At 74.6% G+C, this 335-nt stretch carries 1 pseudogene; it reads left to right on the top strand.

Annotation, left to right across the window (positions count from 1 at the left end):
* Positions 1 to 335 (top strand): annotated as a pseudogene (locus tag AC5RUJ_RS18835) (phytoene desaturase); the annotation flags it as partial.

The following is a 335-nucleotide window of genomic DNA, read 5'->3' as shown; positions in this document are numbered from 1 at the left end:
GGGTGTGGCGCCGCCGCGACCCCGGCCCCAGCGCCGTGCTGGTCTGCCTGGGCGTGCGCGGGGCGCTGCCGCAGCTAGCACACCACAACCTGCTCTTCACCCGGGACTGGAAGGAGAACTTCGGCCGCATCCGCTCCGGGCGGGCGTTGGCCCGAGAAACCTCCATGTACGTGTGCAAGCCCAGCGCCACCGACGCCGGGGCGGCGCCGGCCGGGGACGAGAACCTGTTCATCCTGGTTCCCGCACCGGCTGAGCCGGCCTGGGGGTCGGGCGGTGACGACGGGTCCGGGGCGGCCGCCGTGGAAGCGGTCGGGGACGCCGCCATCGACCAGCTG

Source organism: Arthrobacter sp. Y3223164 (genome assembly GCF_059091005.1).
Note: the sequence above shows the minus strand (reverse complement) of the source record. Positions and strands in the feature narration are given on the sequence as shown.